This window comes from Arthrobacter sp. 01N442, assembly GCF_056399345.1.
Genome location: NZ_JBFTRD010000002.1, coordinates 1 through 18,014 on the forward strand (window position 1 = coordinate 1; position 18,014 = coordinate 18,014).

The window sequence follows — 18,014 nt, forward strand, 5'->3', positions numbered from 1 at the left end:
TCTACCCGCAGACGCTCCCTCAGATCCGGCGCTCTACCCGCAGACGCTCCCTCAGATCCGGCGCTCTACCCGCAGACGCTCCCTCAGATCCGGCGCTCTACCCGCAGACGCTCCCTCAGATCCGGTGGACTGAAGCGAGACGCTCCTGCAGATCCCGCGGCCTAAACGCGAACGCTCCCTCACTCGAGGTGAGGGAGCGTTCGCCCAGATTCAGCCAGACGTGAGGGAGCGTCCCGGAAAAGCCCGCCAGACGTGAGGGAACGTCCCGGAAAAACCCGCCAAATGTGAGGGGGCGTCCCGGAAAAACCTGCCAAACGTGCGGGAGGGTCGGTTACTTGGCGGCGCGCTGGCGGGAGATCTCGTAGAGGGAGATGCCGACGGCCATCGAGGCGTTGAGCGATTCCATGGCGGAGTCGATCGGGATGGAGACGATCTGGTCGCAGTTCTCGCGGACCAGGCGGCTGAGGCCCTTGCCTTCGGATCCGACGACGATGCAGACCGGTTCGGTGGCCAAAGCGAGGTCCGGGAGTGAGACGTCGCCGTCGCCGTCCAGGCCGAGAACGTAGATGCCCATGTTCTTGAAGGCCTTGAGCGTGCTGTTCAGGTTGGCGGCGCGGGCCACGGGGACGCGGACGGCGGCACCGGCGCTGGTCTTCCAAGCCGAGGCAGTGACGCCGACGGAGCGGCGTTCCGGCACGATCACGCCGTGGCCGCTGAAAGCAGAGACAGAGCGGATGATCGCGCCGAGGTTGCGCGGGTCGGTGATGCCGTCGAGGGCGACGAAAAGCGGCGCGTTGGCGATGTGGCCCTTCTTCCAACCTTCGATGGTCTCCTCGGCCAGCTCGTAGGCGTCCTGGTATTCGTACGGCGGGATCTGCAGCACGAGGCCCTGGTGGATGGCGTCGTCCGTCATCCGGTCCAGTTCGGGCTTGCCGGTTTCGAGCAGCGGGATGCCGCGTTCGGCCGCGAGCTTCAGCGATTCCTTGACCCGGTCGTCCATCTCGATCCGGATGGCGACGTGCAGCGCCTTGGCGGGGATGCCGGCGCGGAGAGCCTCGACCACGGAGTTGCGTCCGGTGACGACTTCCTCGGTGGCACGGCCCTTGGGGCCGGAGCGGGCACCGGCACCGGCGCTGCGGGCACCGGAGCCGCGCTTGGCGGCGGAGCGTTCCGCAAGCTGCTTATTCTTGTGGGCCTTGTGGTACGGACGGTCCTCCGCCTTGGGGGTGGGGCCCTTGCCCTCGAGGGCTTTACGGCCGTGACCGCCGGTCCCGACGGTGGGGCCCTTCTTCATTTTGACCGAGCGGCGACCGTTGTTGGCCATGAGTTTCACCCTTTTAACTACGCGATTCGTTGATAAGTCTGAACTCCAGTCTACTGACTCGCGTTAAATCCTCGACCGCGGGGTCTGCCGGCGGCCCGCTTCGGCCAGCCTGGCCGGGACGGCCTCAGCCGCGCTTGAGGCTCCAGCTTGCGCCGTCCGCGCCGTCTTCGACGACGACGCCGGCCGCCGCGAGGGTATCCCGGATGGCGTCCGACGCGGCCCAGTCCTTGTTGGCGCGGGCCTGCGCACGGGCCGCGAGCTGGGCCTCGACCAGGACGCCGAGGGCGGTGTTGGCCTGCTCGTCCTCTGCCGGGGCCGCCGTGTCACTGAGACCAAGGACACGCAGCATGGCTTCGACGACGGCGAGTGCCTTCCGGGCGTCGTCGTGCTCGCCGGCGGTGAGCGCCGTGTTGCCTGCCCTGACGGTGTCGTGCAGGACAGCGAGGGCCTGCGGCACGTTGAGGTCGTCGTCCATCGCGGCTGCAAAGGCGTCCGGGACGGTGCCGTCGCCGAAGGTGCCGTGACTTGCCGGGGATCCGCCGTCGGCCCCGGCGAGGGTCCGGACCGCGCGGCTGATGAAGCCGTCGATCCGCTCCATCGCGGCGGCGGCTTCCTGCAAGGAGGTGGGCTGGTAGTCGAGGACCGAGCGGTACTGCGCCTGGCCGAGGTAGTACCGGACCACCCGCGGCGAGGCCAGCTCCAGCATTTCGGACGGGCTGATGGTGTTGCCGATGGACTTGGACATCTTTTCGCCGGCGTAGGTGACCATGCCGTTGTGCATCCAGAAATTGGCGAAGCCGTGGCCGGCAGCCTGCGACTGGGCCATCTCGTTTTCGTGGTGCGGGAATCTCAGGTCAAGGCCGCCGCCGTGGATATCGAACTCGGTGCCGAGATACTTGGTGACCATGGCGGAGCATTCGAGGTGCCACCCCGGCCGGCCGGCGCCCCACGGTGAAGCCCAGGCCGCCGTCGCCGGTTCGCCCTCCTTGTGGCCCTTCCAGAGCGCGAAGTCGCGCGGATCCCGCTTTCCCCGGGGGTCGGCGTCGGGAGCTCCCTGCATGTCGTCGAGCTTTTGCCGGGTCAGTGAGCCGTACTTCGCCCAGGAGCGCACATCAAAGTACACATCGCCGGAATCGTCGAGGGCCGGGTAGGCGTGGCCGCGGTCGATGAGCTGCTGGATGAGGGCGTGCATTTCCGGAATGTGGCCGGTGGCTCGCGGCTCGTAGGTGGGGCGGGTGACGCCCAGGGTGTCGTAGGCCTTAAGGAATTCCTGCTCGTAGCGGTAGGCCAAGGCCCACCACTCCTCTTCGCGGACGGTGCCCGGCTCGTCCTCGAAGCCTGCGGCGAACGATTCGGCGGACTTGGCAAGGATCTTGTCGTCGATGTCGGTGACGTTGCGGACCGCGGTGACGCGGAAGCCGCGGTACTCCAGCCAGCGCGTGAGCTGGTCGAACGCGATCGCGGAGCGGATGTGTCCCACGTGCGGCATGCCCTGCACCGTGGCGCCGCAGTAGTAGAGGCTCACTTTGCCCGGAACCAGGGGGACGAAGTCGCGGACTTCGGCGGATGCAGTGTCGTAAAAGCGCAGGGTCACCGCTCCAGATTAGCCGATGCCCCGGGACGGGCCGGGCGGACTACTTGCAGTGCACGCCGATCTTGTCCATCTGCTGCCGGAGCTGCGTCAGCTGCTCTGCGGTCTGCCTCCCGGTGGCGCTGGAGCCCACCTGCTTCATGATGTCGGCCATCTGCTGGATCGGCTCGGAGACTTCCGGGGCCACCTTGTCCGCGACCTCCTGGTAGTGCTGGCCGATCTGGGTGGCTTTTTCCTTGTCGCTGCCTTTGGGCACGAAGGTGTCCGTGGTGAGGAACTTGCAGCTCTCCTCGACGCTCATGCGGGGCGTGGTGGTGGCGGCCGGCGTAGCGGAGCCGGAGCAGCCGGCCAGTAGCGTCCCGGTTACGAGGACGACGACGGGAAGCAGCTTTTTCACGGAAGGTCTCCTGACATCTACGGAGGGGTTGTCCCTTAAGCGTAGGGCAGTTAGGCCGAAGCGGCTGCGCCGAGCGGGTAGACCAGTGCGGTTGCGGTGGCCGCGATGCCTTCGCCCCGGCCGGTGAAGCCCAGGCCGTCGCTGGTGGTGGCCGAGACACTCACCGGTGCACCGGCGGCCTCACTGAGGACCCGTTGGGATTCCTCGCGGCGCGGACCGAACTTGGGCCTGTTGGCCACGAACTGCACAGCAATGTTGCCTATCTCGTATCCGCTGGCGCGGACGATCCGGGCCGCTTCGGCCAGCAGCGTCACGCCCGAGGCGCCGGCGTATTCGGGACGATCGGTACCGAAGTGCGTGCCGAGGTCGCCGATACCGCAGGCGGAAAACAAGGCGTCGGCCGCGGCATGCGCCACCGGGTCGCCGTCGGAATGGCCGGCCAGGCCGCGTTCGCCCTCCCAGAGCAGGCCGCCGAGCCAGAGCGGCTGGGGCGCGTCCAAGGGGGCGTAGGCGTGGACGTCGATGCCGATGCCGGTGCGTGGAATCATGGGCGCGGACTGCTGCGGCTGGTTCCCCTCCACCCTTAGCCCTCCACCCAGCGCGCGCCGAGCGGGCCTTCGAGGAGTCCTTCGGCGAGGATCAGGTCCAGCGGGGTGGTGATCTTCAGTGACTGGCTGGCGCCGCGGACGGCGTGGACCGGGACGCCGAGCAGCTCCACCAGCATCGCGTCGTCCGTGACGGCGGCTGCTTGGGCGGCGTCGAACCCGGCGGCGGCCTCGTGCGCGCCGCGCAGGGTGGCGAGGTCAAAGCCCTGAGGGGTCTGGACGGCGCGCAGCATCTCCCGCGGGGCGGTGCCGGTCACCAGCTCCGGGGCGATGCCGGCGTCGTCGCCGAAGGTGGGGTCCACCGTCTTGATGGTGTCGACAACCGGGATCACGGGGATGACCGCGACGGCGCCGGCGGCGAGGGCAGCGGCCACGCGGTGGAAGACGGCTTCCGGCGTGAGCGCCCGTGCGGCGTCGTGGACCAGGACATACTGCATGCCCGGCTCCAGCGCGGCCATCCCGGCTCGGACGGATTCGGCGCGGCTGGCGCCGCCGTCGACGATGGTCACTACCGGGAGCTGCACGGCCGTCTCCGCGGCGGCTGTGCGGCGGTGCTCGGACTGCAATTCCGCGGCGAACGCCTCACACTGCGCCCTCAATTCAGAGTCTCCAGGCGGGATGGCGACACAGATCTGGCGGGCGATGCCAGCCGCGGCCACACCCCGGAGGGCGTGCATGAGGATGCTGTCGCCGCCCAGGGGGACCTTGGCCTTCGGCATGCCGTAGCCCAGGCGCTGGCCGGAGCCGGCGGCGACGACGATGACCGCGGTGACGTGGGCTGTCGATGCAGAGTTCATGCGGACAAGACTACGTCCCGGCGCCGCACCCAGACCCAACCTGGACGGGTTTGGGCAAAAAGAAGCCCCGGCGGCGTAATGCCACCGGGGTTCGATTCTTAGCTAGGAAGCCAGGACCTCGTCGAGAACGCTTGCGGCCTTCTCTTCATCAGTCTTCTCAGCCAGTGCCAGTTCTGAGATCAGAATCTGGCGGGCCTTGGCCAGCATGCGCTTCTCTCCGGCTGAGAGACCCCGGTCGTGGTCCCGGCGCCACAGGTCGCGGACGACCTCTGCCACCTTGATCACGTCACCGGAAGCAAGCTTTTCCAGGTTTGCCTTGTAACGACGCGACCAGTTGGTGGGCTCTTCAGTGAACTCGGCACGCAGCACGTCGAAAACGTGCTCCAAGCCTTCCTTGCCCACTACGTCCCGGACCCCAACAAGGTCAACGTTTTCTGCTGGAACTTCAATGGTCAGATCACCCTGAGCCACCTTGAGCTTGAGATACATCTTCTCTTCGCCCTTGACAGTGCGCATCTTGATTTCTTCAATTTTGGCTGCACCGTGGTGAGGGTAAACTACTGTCTCGCCGACCTCAAAAACCATGTGGACATTCCCCTTTCCCGCAGACCAGTTTATCACGATTAAGGCATACGACTGCCATGGATCGGCCACGGAAACCGCGTAAATACGCGGAAAATCGCCAGAATCGGCCCTCCAAACCCCTTGACGGACGCGGATAATAGTGCATTGGAGACCCCGTGCCAAGGGCGTGAAAGTTCGACGCCGGGCCTGCCCAGGAGGGGTCCCTGCCGGGCCGGAGGCCCACCCTCCGGCCGGCCCCTCCTCCCGCTGCGGCCGACTTTGTGTAGTCCCCCGAATCCGCGTTTGAGGTCCATTGCGGATAGGCTATGGCTGAATAATGTTTCAAGACTCTCAAGGAGTGCGTGACGTGCGTTTCACTGCGATGACTCGGGGCCGGCGCGGCAAGCTGGCAATGGCAACGGCTGCACTTGGCATTGGCCTGCTGTCGGTGTCCGGCTGCGGCTACATCAACCCCCAGCAGACCTCTGTGCAGTATTCGGCGTCGGACGGGACCCGGACCGACCTCGGACCGCTCCAGCTCCGCAACATGATGATCGTCTCCGACGGCGAGAACAAGCCCGGCCGCGTGATCGGGGCGGTGTACAACACCTCTGCCAAAGATGTGAAGCTCACCATCAGCGGCGCCGCCGGCTCCCAGACCGAGGTTCCGGTCAAGAAGAACTCCTACGTCCTGCTGAATGACACCGCCGACGCGGCGATCCTCAGCACTTCCGGCGGCAAGCCGGGTTCCCTGGTGGAAGTCACGATCCGCGAAGACGGCACCAACATGGACGCCAAGTTCAAGATGCCGGTCCTGGACGCCACCATCACGGACTACAAGAAGTACCTCCCGACGGCCGAGCCCACCAGCTCCAGCAGCACAACGCCGTCGTCGACGCCCTCGGAAACGCCTTCGGAGACCCCGTCGGCCACGCCGACGCCGTAGCACTCCCGCACACGCTAAAGGAGCGGCACCCCACCGGGTGCCGCTCCTTTTTTGCGTCTTCGTCGCGTCCAGCGGCCGGGCCGGCCCGCGAGTCGGACCGGGCGCCCCGCCCGCTCGCGAGCCGGACCCGGGGCGCGGCCCGGCCGCCTAGGGCTCGAACTTGTAGCCCAGCCCGCGTACCGTGATCAGGTAGCGCGGTGCTGAGGGGTCCGGCTCGATCTTGCTGCGCAGCCGCTTGATGTGAACGTCCAGGGTCTTGGTGTCGCCGACGTAGTCGGAGCCCCACACCCGGTCGATGAGCTGTCCGCGGGTGAGGACCCGGCCGGAGTTGCGCAGCAGCATCTCGAGCAGCTCGAATTCCTTCAGCGGCAGCGAAACCTGTTCGCCGTTCACGCTGACAACGTGCCGCTCAATGTCCATCCGCACCGGCCCGGCCTGGACGGTGCTGGAGACGAGCTCCTCGGGTTCGCCGTGGCGCCGCAGAACGGCGCGGACCCTGGCCACCAGCTCCCGGGAGGAGTAGGGCTTGGTGACATAGTCGTCGGCGCCCAGCTCGAGGCCCACTACCTTGTCGATTTCCGCGTCCTTGGCGGTCAGCATGATCACCGGCACGGACGAGCGCTGGCGCAGCTGGCGGCACACCTCGGTCCCGGACTGGCCCGGCAACTGCAGGTCCAGGAGGACCAGGTCGGCGCCGTTGCGGTCGAATTCGGTGATGGCGTCGAGACCGTTGTCCACGACTTCCACCTCGAATCCTTCCTTGCCCAGCAGATAGGAAAGGGGGTCGCTGAACGATTCCTCGTCCTCGACAATAAGAATCCGGCTCAAGCGCTAGCTCCTTGTTCATGGACGCCGGCGGCGTCGCGTCGATCGTGTCGTGCAGTTTGCGGGGACCGGCGGGGATCCGCCGCGGGCTCGTCCTGGCCCTCCATCTCCGGGAGGCGGATGGTGAAGGTGGAACCCTGCCCGGGCTGGGACCAGAGCGTGACCTCACCGCCGTGGTTCGCCATCACGTGCTTGACGATGCTCAGGCCCAGGCCGGTGCCTCCGGTGTGGCGGGAGCGGGCGGAGTCCACGCGGTAGAAGCGCTCAAAGACGCGCTCCTGGTCCTCGGCGCTCAGCCCCTCGCCCTGGTCCGTCACGGAGACGGCCACCAGGCCGTCCCTGGCCCGCACGCCGACGCCAACCCGGGTGTTCTCCGGCGAGTAGCGGATAGCGTTGTCGATCAGGTTTCGCAGCGCCGTGACGAGCAGGTCTTGGTCTCCGTAGACCATGGCGTCGGTCCGGCCTCCCACAACGATCTCAATGTTCTTGCTTTCGGCCGGCAACTGGGACCGGTCCACGGCCTCGGCGACAACCTCGTTGATGTCCACGGGGTGTGCCTGCTGGGCCACGTTGGCCCCCTGCAGCCGGGAAAGTTCGATGATGTCCTGCACGAGCGCGGCCAGCCGGGTGGATTCCTTATGCATGCGCTTGGCGAACCGCCGGACGGCTTCCTCGTCGTCCGGTGAGGCTTCCAGCGCTTCGGCCAGCAGCGAGATTGCGCCGACCGGGGTCTTGAGCTCATGCGAGACGTTCGCGACGAAGTCGTTGCGGATCTCCTCGGTGCGGGTGATCTCGGTACGGTCATCGGCGAGCAGCAGGATATATTCCTCGCCGAGCATGGCTGCGCGGATCTGCACCACGATGGTGCCCTGGCCGAGCGGGCCGCGCGGCAGCTCGAGCTGTTTCTCAAGGATCACGCCGTCGCGCCGGACCTTGCCGGTCATCTCGAGCAGCTGCTGGTGCACCACGGTGTGGCCCCGGACCAGGCCGTAGGCGTAGGCCGCAGGGCTGGCGCGCACGACGCCGTCGACCGCGTCCACCACCACGAAGGCGCGCCCGACGACGGCCAGCACCTCGGCGGCGCCCTCCGGGAGCGAGGGATCGCCGGTCTCGACGTCGCTGATCTTGCGTTGCTGCTCGCTGATCCGGAACGCGAGCACGCCAAATATGCCGAGCGACAGGCCGACCAGGCCCGCGATCACACCGATGAGCATTGGATCCACGGCTCCAGCTTATGCGCTGCGGCATGCCGGAAATCGAAAACTTGTGCGATTGGGGCGCTGGTTCAGCTAACGTTCACCTATTGAGGCGTAACAGTTCACCGGAGGCTGGAAGGGTGGCAGGTTGAACGCCGCTACGGTGAAACGAAACGGCCGGCCGCCGCGGCGCCCGGGAACGTTTCCGAGGAAAGGACGCACCCGTGCGTAAGGTTTTTCAGGAAGAACTCGCCCAGGTGGGTGAGCAGCTCGTCGAAATTTCGAAGCTCGTCAGCGAGGCGTTCGAGAAGGCCACCACAGCCTTCGAGGGCGCAGACATCGACCTCGCCGAAGACGTTATCGCAGCCGACGCCCGGATCGATTTCCTGCAGAACAGCCTCGACGAGCGTGCCATCGACATTCTCGCCCTGCAGGGCCCGGTGGCGAGCGACCTGCGCATGATCGTGGGGTCGCTCCGGATGAGCGCCTCGCTGGAGCGGATGGGCGACCTCGCCCGGCACATCGCCCAGCTCGCCCGTCTCCGCTACCCGGCCAACGTGGTGCCGCAGCAGCTGCAGGAGACCTTTAAGAGCTTCGCCAAGCACGACCTGGAGATCGCGGAGAAGCTCACCGTGCTGTTGGAGACCCGCGACCTGGAGGTGGCCCGGGACATCCTCAAGGCCAACAGTGCCGTCAACGACCTGCACCTGAGCGTCTTCAAGGCGATCGCCCGCAGCGACTGGGCAGAGTCCGCCGCCACCACCGTGGACGTCGCGCTGGCCAGCCGCTACTTCGAGCGCTTCGCGGACCACGGCGTCTCGGTTGCGCAGAAGGTCACCTACCTGGTCACCGGCGCATGGCACCCGACCAGCATCGAGCACAGCTGACGGCCCCGCCGTCCCAATAGCAGCGGGTACGACGGCGGCCGGTCACCTTGGGGGTGACCGGCCGCCGTCGTCGTTTCCGGGGTACGGAGGACGCTACTTCTTGCCCTGGTTTGCCACTGCCTTGATGGACTCCGCGGCGGCCTCGGGGTCGAGGTAGGTGCCACCCGGGTTCAGCGGCTTGAAGTCCTCGTCCAGTTCGTAGACCAGCGGGATGCCGGTGGGGATGTTCAGGCCGGCGATGTCCTCGTCGCTTATGCCGTCAAGGTGCTTGACCAGGGCGCGCAGGGAGTTGCCGTGGGCGGTGACCAGGACGGTCTTGCCGGCGCGGAGGTCTTCCTTGATGTCCGATTCCCAGTACGGGAGCAGCCGGATCAGGACGTCCTTGAGGCATTCGGTGCGCGGCATGGCGTCGCCGAGGTCCTTGTAGCGCGGGTCCCCCACCTGGGAGAACTCGGAGTCGTCCGCGAGGGGCGGCGGCGGGGTGTCGTAGGACCGGCGCCAGGTCATGAACTGTTCCTCGCCGTATTCGGCCAGGGTCTGGGCCTTGTCCTTGCCCTGCAGTGCACCGTAGTGGCGTTCGTTGAGGCGCCAGTCGCGCTTGACGTCGATCCAGCCGCGGTCGGCCTTCTCCAGCGCAAGGTTGGCGGTGTTGATGGCCCGCTTCAGCCGCGAGGTGTAGAGGATGTCCGGGAGGACATTGTTCTCCACCAGCAGCTCGCCGCCGCGTACCGCCTCGGCACGGCCCTGGTCGTTCAGGTCGACGTCCACCCAGCCGGTGAACAGGTTCTTGGCGTTCCATTCGCTGTGGCCGTGGCGCAGCAGAATCAGCTTGTAAGTCATGCTTTTCATCCTAGCCGAGCAGTCCCGGGCCGTGCCGAGCGTTACACCGGCCGGGATAGGCTGGACGCGTGGTGCAGAAGGCTGAGCGGGTGGTGTCCCCCCGGACCCGGAGCGGGATGCAGAAGCGGACCCAGGACGGCACCGGCGGCGGTACAAGGACGGGCCGGCCCGTAGGCAACGTGACCCGCGGAACCACCAACCCGAATCGAATGCGGCGGGTGGACCGGTGGTTAACCGGCCCTCAGGCCTGGCGGTTGCGCGGCGCCGAGGATCCACTGGTCGTCGACCTCGGCTACGGCGCGTCCCCGGCCACCGCCGTCGAACTCTTCGCACGCCTCACCGCCATCCGGCCCGACGTGCGCGTGGTGGGGATTGAGATCGAACCGGAGCGGGTCCGGCAGGCCAAGGCGCTGGAGCGTCCCGGGCTCAGTTTCCAGCTCGGCGGCTTCGAACTTCCGGTGCCCGGCCGGCCGGTGTTGGTGCGGGCCTTCAACGTGCTGCGGCAATACGAGGAAGCCGATGTTGCTGCTATTTGGCGCCTCGTGCAGGACCGGCTGGCGCCCGGAGGCCTGTTCATCGACGGCACCTGCGACGAGATTGGACGCCGGGTCACCTGGGTGGCGCTCGACGACGAGCGGCCGCTGAGCCTCGGGTTGTCCATGCGCTTCGGCGGCTTCGAGCTGCCCTCGGATATCGCCGAACGGCTGCCCAAGGCGCTCATTCACCGCAACGTTCCCGGCGAACGAATCCATTCCTATCTGCAGGCCCTGGACAAGGCCTGGCTTGAAGCAGCGCCGCTGGCGTCGTTCGGGAACCGGCAGCGCTGGACCGCCATGTGCCGGGCGATGCGGGACGCCGGCTGGCCCGTGCAGGATGGTCCGGCGCGGTGGCGCCTGGGCGAGCTGACCGTGGATTGGGAAGCGGTGGCGCCGGTCGGCCTATAGCCGGTTGGGGCCACGCCGGCAGGGTTCCCTGAGCGAGCTTGCGAGCTTAGGGTGCCGGTTGGGGCCACGCCGGCAGGGTTCCCTGAGCGAGCTTGCGAGCTTAGGGTGCCGGTTGGGGCCACGCCGGCAGGGTTCCCTGAGCGAGCTTGCGAGCTTAGGGTGCCGGTGGGTGGGGATCACCAGGGGCCGTAGGGTCCCATGTTGCGGCTTCCGCCGCGGCCGGCATCTTTCACGGCAGGGCGGACGTCCGCGAGGTAGACGGAAGCGGCCGTCACGGCCGCGAGGCCAAAGAGTCCCAGCGGGCCGAAGAATCCGCCTCCGCCGCCAACAATGGACAGCAGGCCGATGAAGAGAGCGCCGCCGGTCAGGGCGAGCCAGAACGTCTTGGTCCGCTTGGACACGGCTTCGAAGGCGTTGGCCTTGTGCCGCAGGCAATCGAAGAACGCCCACACCTCAAGGCCCAGGGCTACGACCGCCATCAGGAAGTAGATCCCTCTGTCGGCAAATTCAATCAGCGTTCTTCCGTCCATGCCCCAAGCCTAGCCGTCCAGTGTTGCCAAAGCCTGCCGCAAATCGGCCCAGAGGTCCTCGACGTTTTCAATTCCGACACTCAGCCGGACCAGGTTCTCCGGCACGCTCTCCGGTTCCGCGGTGTGCCGGCGTCGGCGTTCGATCAGGGATTCCACGCCGCCCAGCGACGTGGCCGGCAGCCACAACTCTAGGGCGCGGATCATCCGGTCGGCCGCCTCCGCGCCGCTGAGGGTGCCGTTCGGGCCCTCCACCGGCGCCATTTCGATGCACAGCACGGAGCCGAAGCCCTTCATCTGAGCCTTGGCCCGTTCGTGGCCGGGGTCCGAGGGCAGTCCCGGGTAGCGGATGCTGCCAACCCGCGGGTGCTGGCTCAACCGTTCCGCGATCACCGCCGCGGAGGCCTGGGAGCGCTCAATCCGCAAGGCGAGGGTGCGCAGCCCGCGCAGCGCCAGCCAGGCTTCGAACGGCCCGGCGATGCCGCCGTGGATGGTGCGGTGGTGCAGCAGCCTGGCGTGCAGCTCGGCGTCGGAGGTCACGAGGGCGCCCAGCACGACGTCGGAGTGGCCGGAAAGGTACTTGGTGACCGAGTGCAGGACGACGTCGGAGCCCAGGCTGAGGGGCTGCTGCACGAGCGGGGTGGAAAAGGTGTTGTCGGTGACGACGAGGGCACCGGCCGCGTGTGCCGCTGCTGTCAGCGCCCGGATGTCCGCGACGCCGAGCATCGGGTTGGTGGGGCTCTCCAGCCACAGCATGCTGGCCGGTTTGCCGTCGGCGGGCGCCAGCTGCGCCAGCACGGCGTCGGTGTCCGCAATGTCCACGGTGCGCAGCTCAAGGGCGCCCTTCTGCGCCAGTTCCGTCGCCATCACGAGCGACCCGGCGTAGCTGTGCGAGGGCATCACCAGCACGCCCTGCGCCGGAACCAGGGACAGCGCCGAGCTCACCGCGGCCAGGCCCGAGGCATACAAGAGGCCCGGCAGCGCGGCGCCTTCCAACTGTGCCAGGGCCTGCTCGAAGGGGTCCCAGGTGGGGTTGGAGTAGCGGCCGTAGCCGCGGTCGCCGGGGCCCAGCGGGCCGGTGCCGAAATAGGTCGAGGACAGCACGATCGGCGGGTTCACCGGGGCGTCGCGCTCGCGCCGGGGACGGCCCGCGGCAACCACCACGGTTTCGGCCGAGAGCGAGGCTGCCTGTTCTTCGGAGAGACTCATGGTGACAGGGTACGTCGGAGCGGCCCCGTGCCTGTAAGGCGTTACGCGCGGGCCGCTATGGTGTCGGAGATTGTCGGTAGGCTAGAGCAGTGGATACCCAGACTCCCGGAACGCTCCCCGGACTGTTCATTGCCTTCGAAGGCGGCGACGGCGCCGGCAAGTCGACCCAGACGGCGGAGCTTGCAGCGGCGCTGGAGTCCCGCGGGCTGACGGTGCTGCGGACCCGGGAGCCGGGCGGCACGCCGATCGGCGAGAAACTGCGCTCCCTCGTGCTCGATCACGGCCACGGCCACATCGATCCCCGCACCGAGGCCCTGATCTTTGCGGCATCCCGCGCCGCGCACGCCGCCCAGGTAATCCGTCCGGCGCTGGAGCGGGGCGAGGTGGTCCTGACCGACCGGTATATCGACTCCTCCGTCGCCTACCAGGGCGCGGGCCGGCACCTCGGCACGGAGGCGGTGCGTGGCATCAACGAATGGGCCACCTCGGGCCTGCAGCCGGACTTGACGGTGCTGCTCGACGTCGACCCTGCCGATGGCCGCCGGCGCCGGACCGCCGGCGACGCCGCGGAGGACCGACTGGAATCGGAGGCGGACGAATTCCATGCCCGGATCCGGGACGCCTTCCTGGCGCTGGCCGCGGCCCGGCCGGAAAAGTACCTGGTCCTCGCGGCGCACCTGCCCGTGCCGGAGCTCGCCGCCCGGATCCTTGACCGGGTTCAGTCCTTGCTCGCCCTCCGCGAGGGCAGCTCGGCATGAGCGTCTGGGACGACCTCCAGGGCCAACCTGCCGTCGTCACCCAACTGCGACAGGCAGCGGAGGGCGAGGGGCTGACCCACGCCTGGCTGTTCACCGGACCCCCGGGATCAGGCCGTTCCAACGCCGCGAAGGCCTTTGCTGCGGCGTTGAACTGCGACCAGGAAGACGTCACGAAGCGGGGCTGCGGCGAGTGCCCGGCGTGCCAGACGATCGTCGGCGAGACCCACTCCGACGTGACGTTCGTGCGGACCGAGAAAGTCACCATCACGATCGACGAGGCCCGCGAACTGGTCTCGACCGCCGGCAACCGGCCCTCCTCCGCCCGCTGGCGCATCATCGTCGTCGAAGACGCGGACCGGATGGCGGAGCGGACCACCAACGTGCTGCTCAAGGCCATCGAGGAGCCCACCCCGCGCACCATCTGGATGCTGTGCGCGCCGTCCCCCGCGGACGTGCTCGTGACCATCCGTTCCCGCTGCCGGCCGGTGGCGCTGCGGCTTCCGCCAGCGGCCGACGTCGCGGCCCTCCTGGTCAAGCGGGACGGCGTCGAACCGGAGGTTGCCGAGCGGGCGGCGCGCGCCGCGCAAAGCCACGTCGGGATCGCCCGCAGGCTGGCCCGGGATCCCGAGGCCCGCGAACGCCGGCTGGAGACCGTGCGGTTTCCGCTGCACCTTCGGGGCATCACCGCAGCGGTGATGATGGCGGACAAGCTCGTCAAAATCGCCACCGAGGAGGCCAACAGCTCCAACGAAGAGCGCGACGCCGCCGAGAAGGCCGCGCTGCTCGCTACGCTCGGGGCACCTGAAAGCGGGCCGCTTCCGCCGGCCATGCGGGGCCAGGTCAAGCAGCTGGAGGACGACCAGAAGCGGCGTGCCAAGCGCTCCGTTACCGATTCCCTTGACCGCACCCTGACCGACCTGCTGTCCTTTTACCGGGATGTGCTGATCATCCAGATGGGGAACGCCGTGGAATTGGTCAACGTTGAGCTGAGGAATGAGCTGCAGGAATTCGCCGGGCGCTCAACGTCCGAGGTGACACTTGCCCGGATGGATGCCATCAATAAGGCCCGCAAACGGATCACGACAACCAACGTCGCCCCGCTGCTGGCCATCGAGTCCATGGCCTCCAGCCTGATTTGACCCGCCAGGAACGCTCCACATACTTCGATTCGCCCCGTTCCACATCCCCAAGGAGAACCGCATGACGTCAGCAGCACCACGGCCCTCAGGCGGCCGAACCTTCGGGCTCAAGGTGCGGGCCGCCGGTGCCTTGGCGCTGGGCCTGGCGCTCGCCCTGGTGCTGTCTTCCTGCACGCTTTTCGGCTCCGGCGACGGCGGCCCAAAGAGCTCGTCCGGGACCCCCGACCCGTCGATCGCGGCCGCCGCACCGGCCGAGCTGCGGAGCTTCTACTCCCAGCAGCTCACCTGGTCGCGCTGCGAAACTGACTTCCAATGCGCCAAGGTCAAGGTTCCGCTGGACTACAGCAAGCCCGACGGCGGCACGATCGAACTGGCTGCCATCAAGCTGGCGTCGAGGGGCGGCAACAAGAAGGGCAGCCTGCTGGTCAACCCCGGCGGTCCCGGCGGTTCCGGCTACGACTTCGTCAGGGACGCCGGCGCCACGAATATTTCCGAGAAGGTGCGCTCTAACTACGACGTCGTCGGCTTCGATCCGCGCGGCGTGAAGCGCTCGGCGCCCGTCACCTGCCTCACGGACAAGGAACGGGACGCCAACCGCGCCAAGATCTACAAGCTGGACACCGACGCCGGATTGGCCGAAGCCTTTGCGGATAACAAGGCCATCGCAGCCAGATGCGCCGAGAAGACCGGACCGGTCCTGGGCCACGTCGACACCGTCAGCGCCGCCAAGGACCTCGACATCCTCCGCGGCGTCCTGAACGACGCCAAGCTGAACTACCTGGGCTACTCCTACGGCACCTTCCTCGGCTCCACCTATGCCTCACTCTTCCCGGACAACGTGGGCCGGATGGTGCTGGACGGCGCCCTCGATCCCTCGCTGAGCAACGAGGAACTGACCGCGGGCCAGGCGAAGGCCTTTGAGAAGGCCATCCACGCGTATGTGACCAACTGCCTCCAGAACACCGGCTGCCCGCTCAGCGGAACCCCCGACGAAGCGGTCCGGCAGATCCAGGACATCATCGCGGCCGTGGAGGCGAATCCGCAGCAGGCCAAGGACGGCCGGGTGGTCAACGCCTCGATGTTCGTCAGCGGCTTCATCCTGCCCTTCTACAACGACGACAACTGGCCCGCGCTGACGCAGGCCCTCGATAGCGCAATGAAGGGCGACGTGTCCCCGATGCTCCGGCTCTCCGACTTCGGCGCGGACCGCGAGCCCAACGGCACCTACTCGGCAAACTCCACGTTTGCCTTCAACGCCATCAACTGCCTCGACTACCCGATGGAATCAGACCCGGCCGCGATGCATGCCGAAGAGAAGCGGCTTCGCCAGCTCTCCCCCACTCTCGGTTACTACTTCGCCTACGGCGGCACGAATTGCAGGGACTGGCCCTACAAGAGCCTCCGTACCCCTGCCCCGGTCCAGTACAAGGGCTCGTCCGACATCCTGGTCGTGGGCACCACCGGGGACCCCGCTACACCGTACGAATGGGCCGGCGCCCTGCGCAAGCAACTGGGCAAGGCTTCGCTCCTGACTTGGAAGGGCGAGGGCCACACCGCCTACGGCCGCGCCAACAGCTGCATCGAGAAGGCCGTGGACGGGTACCTGGTGGACGGCAAGACGCCGGCCGACAACACGGTCTGCTGAGCTTTGGACGGCTTCCGCGCCGCTCATTTTGACCCGGGCGCGGAAGCTCCATTACAGTTGTCTCTTGCATGATCCGCCCGGTTCGCCGGCGTTTCACGCGGTTGCTTCCTTAGCTCAGTCGGTAGAGCGTCTCACTCGTAATGAGAAGGTCATCAGTTCGATTCTGATAGGAAGCTCGGACAGCACGAACCAAAGAACCCCCGGAAATCATGGATTTTCGGGGGTTCTTTGCGTACCTACCAGACGGGCTGCGGGAACCGTGGGGTGCGGTACTGGGGCACTTCGACACGGACACGCCGAGCGCTCGACCGACCGGAACCGAATTCGTGGTCAAAGGCGCCCCCGACGGCGGCCCCGCCCGCTCGGACCAATCCCCGCTCGGCCCAATCCCCGCTACCCTTGTCATTCAGGAGCCGGTCCGCGACTCTTGGAAAATGGACCGGCCTGAGCGCGAACCCGACCTTCCCGGGCCGGCTCCCTACACGCTTCCGGCGCCACCGGCCGCGGCGCACCCGAACCCGGCCACACCGGAGACGACGCACCCGAATGCGGCGGCAGCCGACCGAATATCGGGCGGGTTCCCCGCCGGCGGCCGCCAGCCGTGGGGCACTGTGGTGGGTTTCGGGCTGGTCAGCCTGGCCACCGACGTCGTGTCCGACGGCGCGCGTCCGCTCGCCGGACCGCTGCTGGCGCAGCTTGGCGCCTCCGCCCTGCTCGTTGGGCTCGTCACCGGCGGGGCCGAGGCCGCTGCGCAGGGCCTGCGCCTTGTTTTCGGGCCGTGGGCCGACCGCACCCGCAAATACTGGACGTTTACCCTGGCGGGTTACGCCCTGACGGCGGTCTGCGTACCCCTGCTGGCGTTGGCACCGGCCGTGGGTGCCGCGGGGCTGGTCCTGGCTTCGGCGCTGATCATCGGCGACCGGGTAGGCAAGGCCGTCCGCAGCCCGGCAAAGACAGTGCTGCTCGCTGCCGCGGCCAAGCGCGTGGGCCGCGGCCGGGGATTCGCCGTGCACAAGTCGCTGGACCTCACCGGGGCTCTCCTCGGCCCGATCCTCGTGGCCGGCGTGCTGGCCGCCACCGGTGTCCTCCCGGCCGCGTTTGCGGTCCTGACCGCGCCGGCAGCGGTGGCACTCGCCCTGCTGCTCTGGTTGCGCCGACGGGTGGCCGAGCCCGGCGCGGAGACCAACTCGGAGTCCGGGGCTGCTGCAGCAGGTCCACTGCCGGCGGCGGCCGGGAAGCCGCCGTCGTTGTTCTCCGGGGTTTTCCTGCTGTTCGCCGTCTGTGCCTTCTTCTGGAGCGCGGGCCTGGTGGCGTTCGGCGTCATCTCCTACCACCTGACCGCGGCCGTAGCGGTTCCTGCCCCTGTGGTGCCGCTGCTCTACGCTGCAGCCATGGGCACAGCGGCGCTCGGCGCGCTGGGCAGCGGCTTCCTCTACGACCGGGTGGGCCCGGCGGTGCTACTGGCGCTGCCGGTGCTGATTGCCGCCGTTCCTTTGCTGGCCTTCTCCTCCGGTGTGGCCATGGTGGGGGCAGGCGTGGCCATCTGGGGCGCCGCCACCGGCATCCAGGACTCCACGGTCAAGGCGCTCGTCGCGGACCTGGTGCCGGAGCCGCGCCAAGGGGCGGCCTACGGGGTCTTCGCTGCCTTCGAAGGAGCGGGCGCCCTGGCCGGCGGTGCGCTCTACGGCGCCCTCTACGGCGCGTTCCCGGCGCTGACCGCCGCGGTGGCCGCGCTGCAAGCGGCTGCCCTGGTGCTGTTGCTCCTGACGGTGCGGAGGGCGCGCCGGACCTAGGATCCGGCGCSCCCTCCGCACCGTCAG

18 protein-coding genes and 1 tRNA gene are annotated in these 18,014 nt (G+C 67.9%); 8 read left to right on the forward strand and 11 right to left on the reverse strand.

Annotated features, from left to right (window positions below):
* Nucleotides 1-331: 331 nt before the first annotated feature.
* The 6 genes from rlmB to AC1DNC_RS02380 form a co-directional block, all read right to left on the reverse strand.
* Complete coding sequence (gene rlmB / locus AC1DNC_RS02355) at nt 332-1,324, reverse strand: 23S rRNA (guanosine(2251)-2'-O)-methyltransferase RlmB (protein WP_476860972.1); 993 nt, start codon at nt 1,322-1,324, stop codon at nt 332-334.
* A gap of 124 nt (nt 1,325-1,448) precedes the next feature.
* Nucleotides 1,449-2,918: a cysteine--tRNA ligase gene (gene cysS / locus AC1DNC_RS02360; protein ID WP_476860973.1), complete on the reverse strand. Its 1,470-nt coding sequence runs from the start codon at nt 2,916-2,918 to the stop codon at nt 1,449-1,451.
* Nucleotides 2,919-2,958: 40 nt separating this feature from the next.
* Entirely contained in the window at nt 2,959-3,312 is a 354-nt protein-coding gene (locus tag AC1DNC_RS02365; protein WP_476860974.1) for a hypothetical protein, read from the reverse strand.
* Between the two features lie 50 nt (nt 3,313-3,362).
* Complete coding sequence (ispF, locus tag AC1DNC_RS02370; protein WP_476860975.1) at nt 3,363-3,860, reverse strand: 2-C-methyl-D-erythritol 2,4-cyclodiphosphate synthase; 498 nt, start codon at nt 3,858-3,860, stop codon at nt 3,363-3,365.
* Nucleotides 3,861-3,895: 35 nt separating this feature from the next.
* Entirely contained in the window at nt 3,896-4,714 is an 819-nt protein-coding gene (gene ispD, locus AC1DNC_RS02375; RefSeq protein WP_476860976.1) for a 2-C-methyl-D-erythritol 4-phosphate cytidylyltransferase, read from the reverse strand.
* A gap of 102 nt (nt 4,715-4,816) precedes the next feature.
* On the reverse strand, nt 4,817-5,299 hold the full coding sequence (locus tag AC1DNC_RS02380) for a CarD family transcriptional regulator (RefSeq protein WP_026266570.1): 483 nt from the start codon (nt 5,297-5,299) through the stop codon (nt 4,817-4,819).
* A gap of 361 nt (nt 5,300-5,660) precedes the next feature.
* On the opposite strand from AC1DNC_RS02380, the gene AC1DNC_RS02385 reads away from it, so the two are divergent.
* Nucleotides 5,661-6,224 (forward strand): hypothetical protein, encoded by a 564-nt coding sequence (locus tag AC1DNC_RS02385; protein WP_476861573.1) that lies wholly within the window; start codon nt 5,661-5,663, stop codon nt 6,222-6,224.
* A gap of 147 nt (nt 6,225-6,371) precedes the next feature.
* Here the strand turns inward: AC1DNC_RS02385 and AC1DNC_RS02390 are convergent, their stop codons facing one another.
* Together AC1DNC_RS02390 and AC1DNC_RS02395 are read right to left on the reverse strand one after the other, a co-directional pair.
* Nucleotides 6,372-7,052 (reverse strand): response regulator transcription factor, encoded by a 681-nt coding sequence (locus AC1DNC_RS02390; protein ID WP_175324033.1) that lies wholly within the window; start codon nt 7,050-7,052, stop codon nt 6,372-6,374.
* Nucleotides 7,049-8,263, reverse strand: coding sequence for a sensor histidine kinase (locus tag AC1DNC_RS02395; RefSeq protein ID WP_476861574.1), 1,215 nt, complete (start codon nt 8,261-8,263; stop codon nt 7,049-7,051). The genes AC1DNC_RS02390 and AC1DNC_RS02395 overlap by 4 nt, the downstream gene beginning before the upstream one ends.
* Before the next feature lie 206 nt (nt 8,264-8,469).
* Between AC1DNC_RS02395 and phoU the strand changes: the two genes are divergently transcribed.
* Complete coding sequence (gene phoU, locus AC1DNC_RS02400) at nt 8,470-9,132, forward strand: phosphate signaling complex protein PhoU (RefSeq protein WP_476860977.1); 663 nt, start codon at nt 8,470-8,472, stop codon at nt 9,130-9,132.
* Between the two features lie 93 nt (nt 9,133-9,225).
* Here the strand turns inward: phoU and AC1DNC_RS02405 are convergent, their stop codons facing one another.
* A complete protein-coding gene (locus AC1DNC_RS02405; RefSeq protein WP_476860978.1) occupies nt 9,226-9,972 on the reverse strand; it encodes a phosphoglyceromutase in 747 nt (248 codons plus the stop codon).
* A 68-nt stretch (nt 9,973-10,040) separates the two neighbouring features.
* On the opposite strand from AC1DNC_RS02405, the gene AC1DNC_RS02410 reads away from it, so the two are divergent.
* Nucleotides 10,041-10,916, forward strand: a complete 876-nt coding sequence (locus AC1DNC_RS02410; RefSeq protein WP_476860979.1) for a class I SAM-dependent methyltransferase — start codon at nt 10,041-10,043, stop codon at nt 10,914-10,916.
* A gap of 176 nt (nt 10,917-11,092) precedes the next feature.
* Here the strand turns inward: AC1DNC_RS02410 and AC1DNC_RS02415 are convergent, their stop codons facing one another.
* Together AC1DNC_RS02415 and AC1DNC_RS02420 are read right to left on the reverse strand one after the other, a co-directional pair.
* Nucleotides 11,093-11,446 carry a DUF2516 family protein gene (locus AC1DNC_RS02415; protein ID WP_476860980.1) on the reverse strand — a complete coding sequence of 118 codons (354 nt, stop codon included), beginning with the start codon at nt 11,444-11,446 and terminating at the stop codon, nt 11,093-11,095.
* A gap of 9 nt (nt 11,447-11,455) precedes the next feature.
* Nucleotides 11,456-12,652: a trans-sulfuration enzyme family protein gene (locus AC1DNC_RS02420; protein ID WP_476860981.1), complete on the reverse strand. Its 1,197-nt coding sequence runs from the start codon at nt 12,650-12,652 to the stop codon at nt 11,456-11,458.
* A gap of 89 nt (nt 12,653-12,741) precedes the next feature.
* Here AC1DNC_RS02420 and tmk point away from each other — a divergent pair, with 89 nt between their 5' ends.
* The 5 genes from tmk (at nt 12,742) to AC1DNC_RS02445 (ending at nt 17,987) form a co-directional block, all read left to right on the forward strand.
* Complete coding sequence (gene tmk, locus AC1DNC_RS02425) at nt 12,742-13,410, forward strand: dTMP kinase (RefSeq protein ID WP_476860982.1); 669 nt, start codon at nt 12,742-12,744, stop codon at nt 13,408-13,410.
* The gene (locus tag AC1DNC_RS02430) at nt 13,407-14,549 is read left to right on the forward strand and encodes a DNA polymerase III subunit delta' (RefSeq protein WP_476860983.1); all 1,143 of its coding nucleotides are present in this window, start codon (nt 13,407-13,409) and stop codon (nt 14,547-14,549) included. The genes tmk and AC1DNC_RS02430 overlap by 4 nt, the downstream gene beginning before the upstream one ends.
* Before the next feature lie 61 nt (nt 14,550-14,610).
* The gene (locus tag AC1DNC_RS02435; protein ID WP_476860984.1) at nt 14,611-16,194 is read left to right on the forward strand and encodes an alpha/beta hydrolase; all 1,584 of its coding nucleotides are present in this window, start codon (nt 14,611-14,613) and stop codon (nt 16,192-16,194) included.
* A gap of 103 nt (nt 16,195-16,297) precedes the next feature.
* A tRNA-Thr gene (locus AC1DNC_RS02440) sits at nt 16,298-16,370 on the forward strand.
* A gap of 258 nt (nt 16,371-16,628) precedes the next feature.
* Nucleotides 16,629-17,987: an MFS transporter gene (locus tag AC1DNC_RS02445; protein WP_476860985.1), complete on the forward strand. Its 1,359-nt coding sequence runs from the start codon at nt 16,629-16,631 to the stop codon at nt 17,985-17,987.
* Nucleotides 17,988-18,014: the final 27 nt, after the last annotated feature.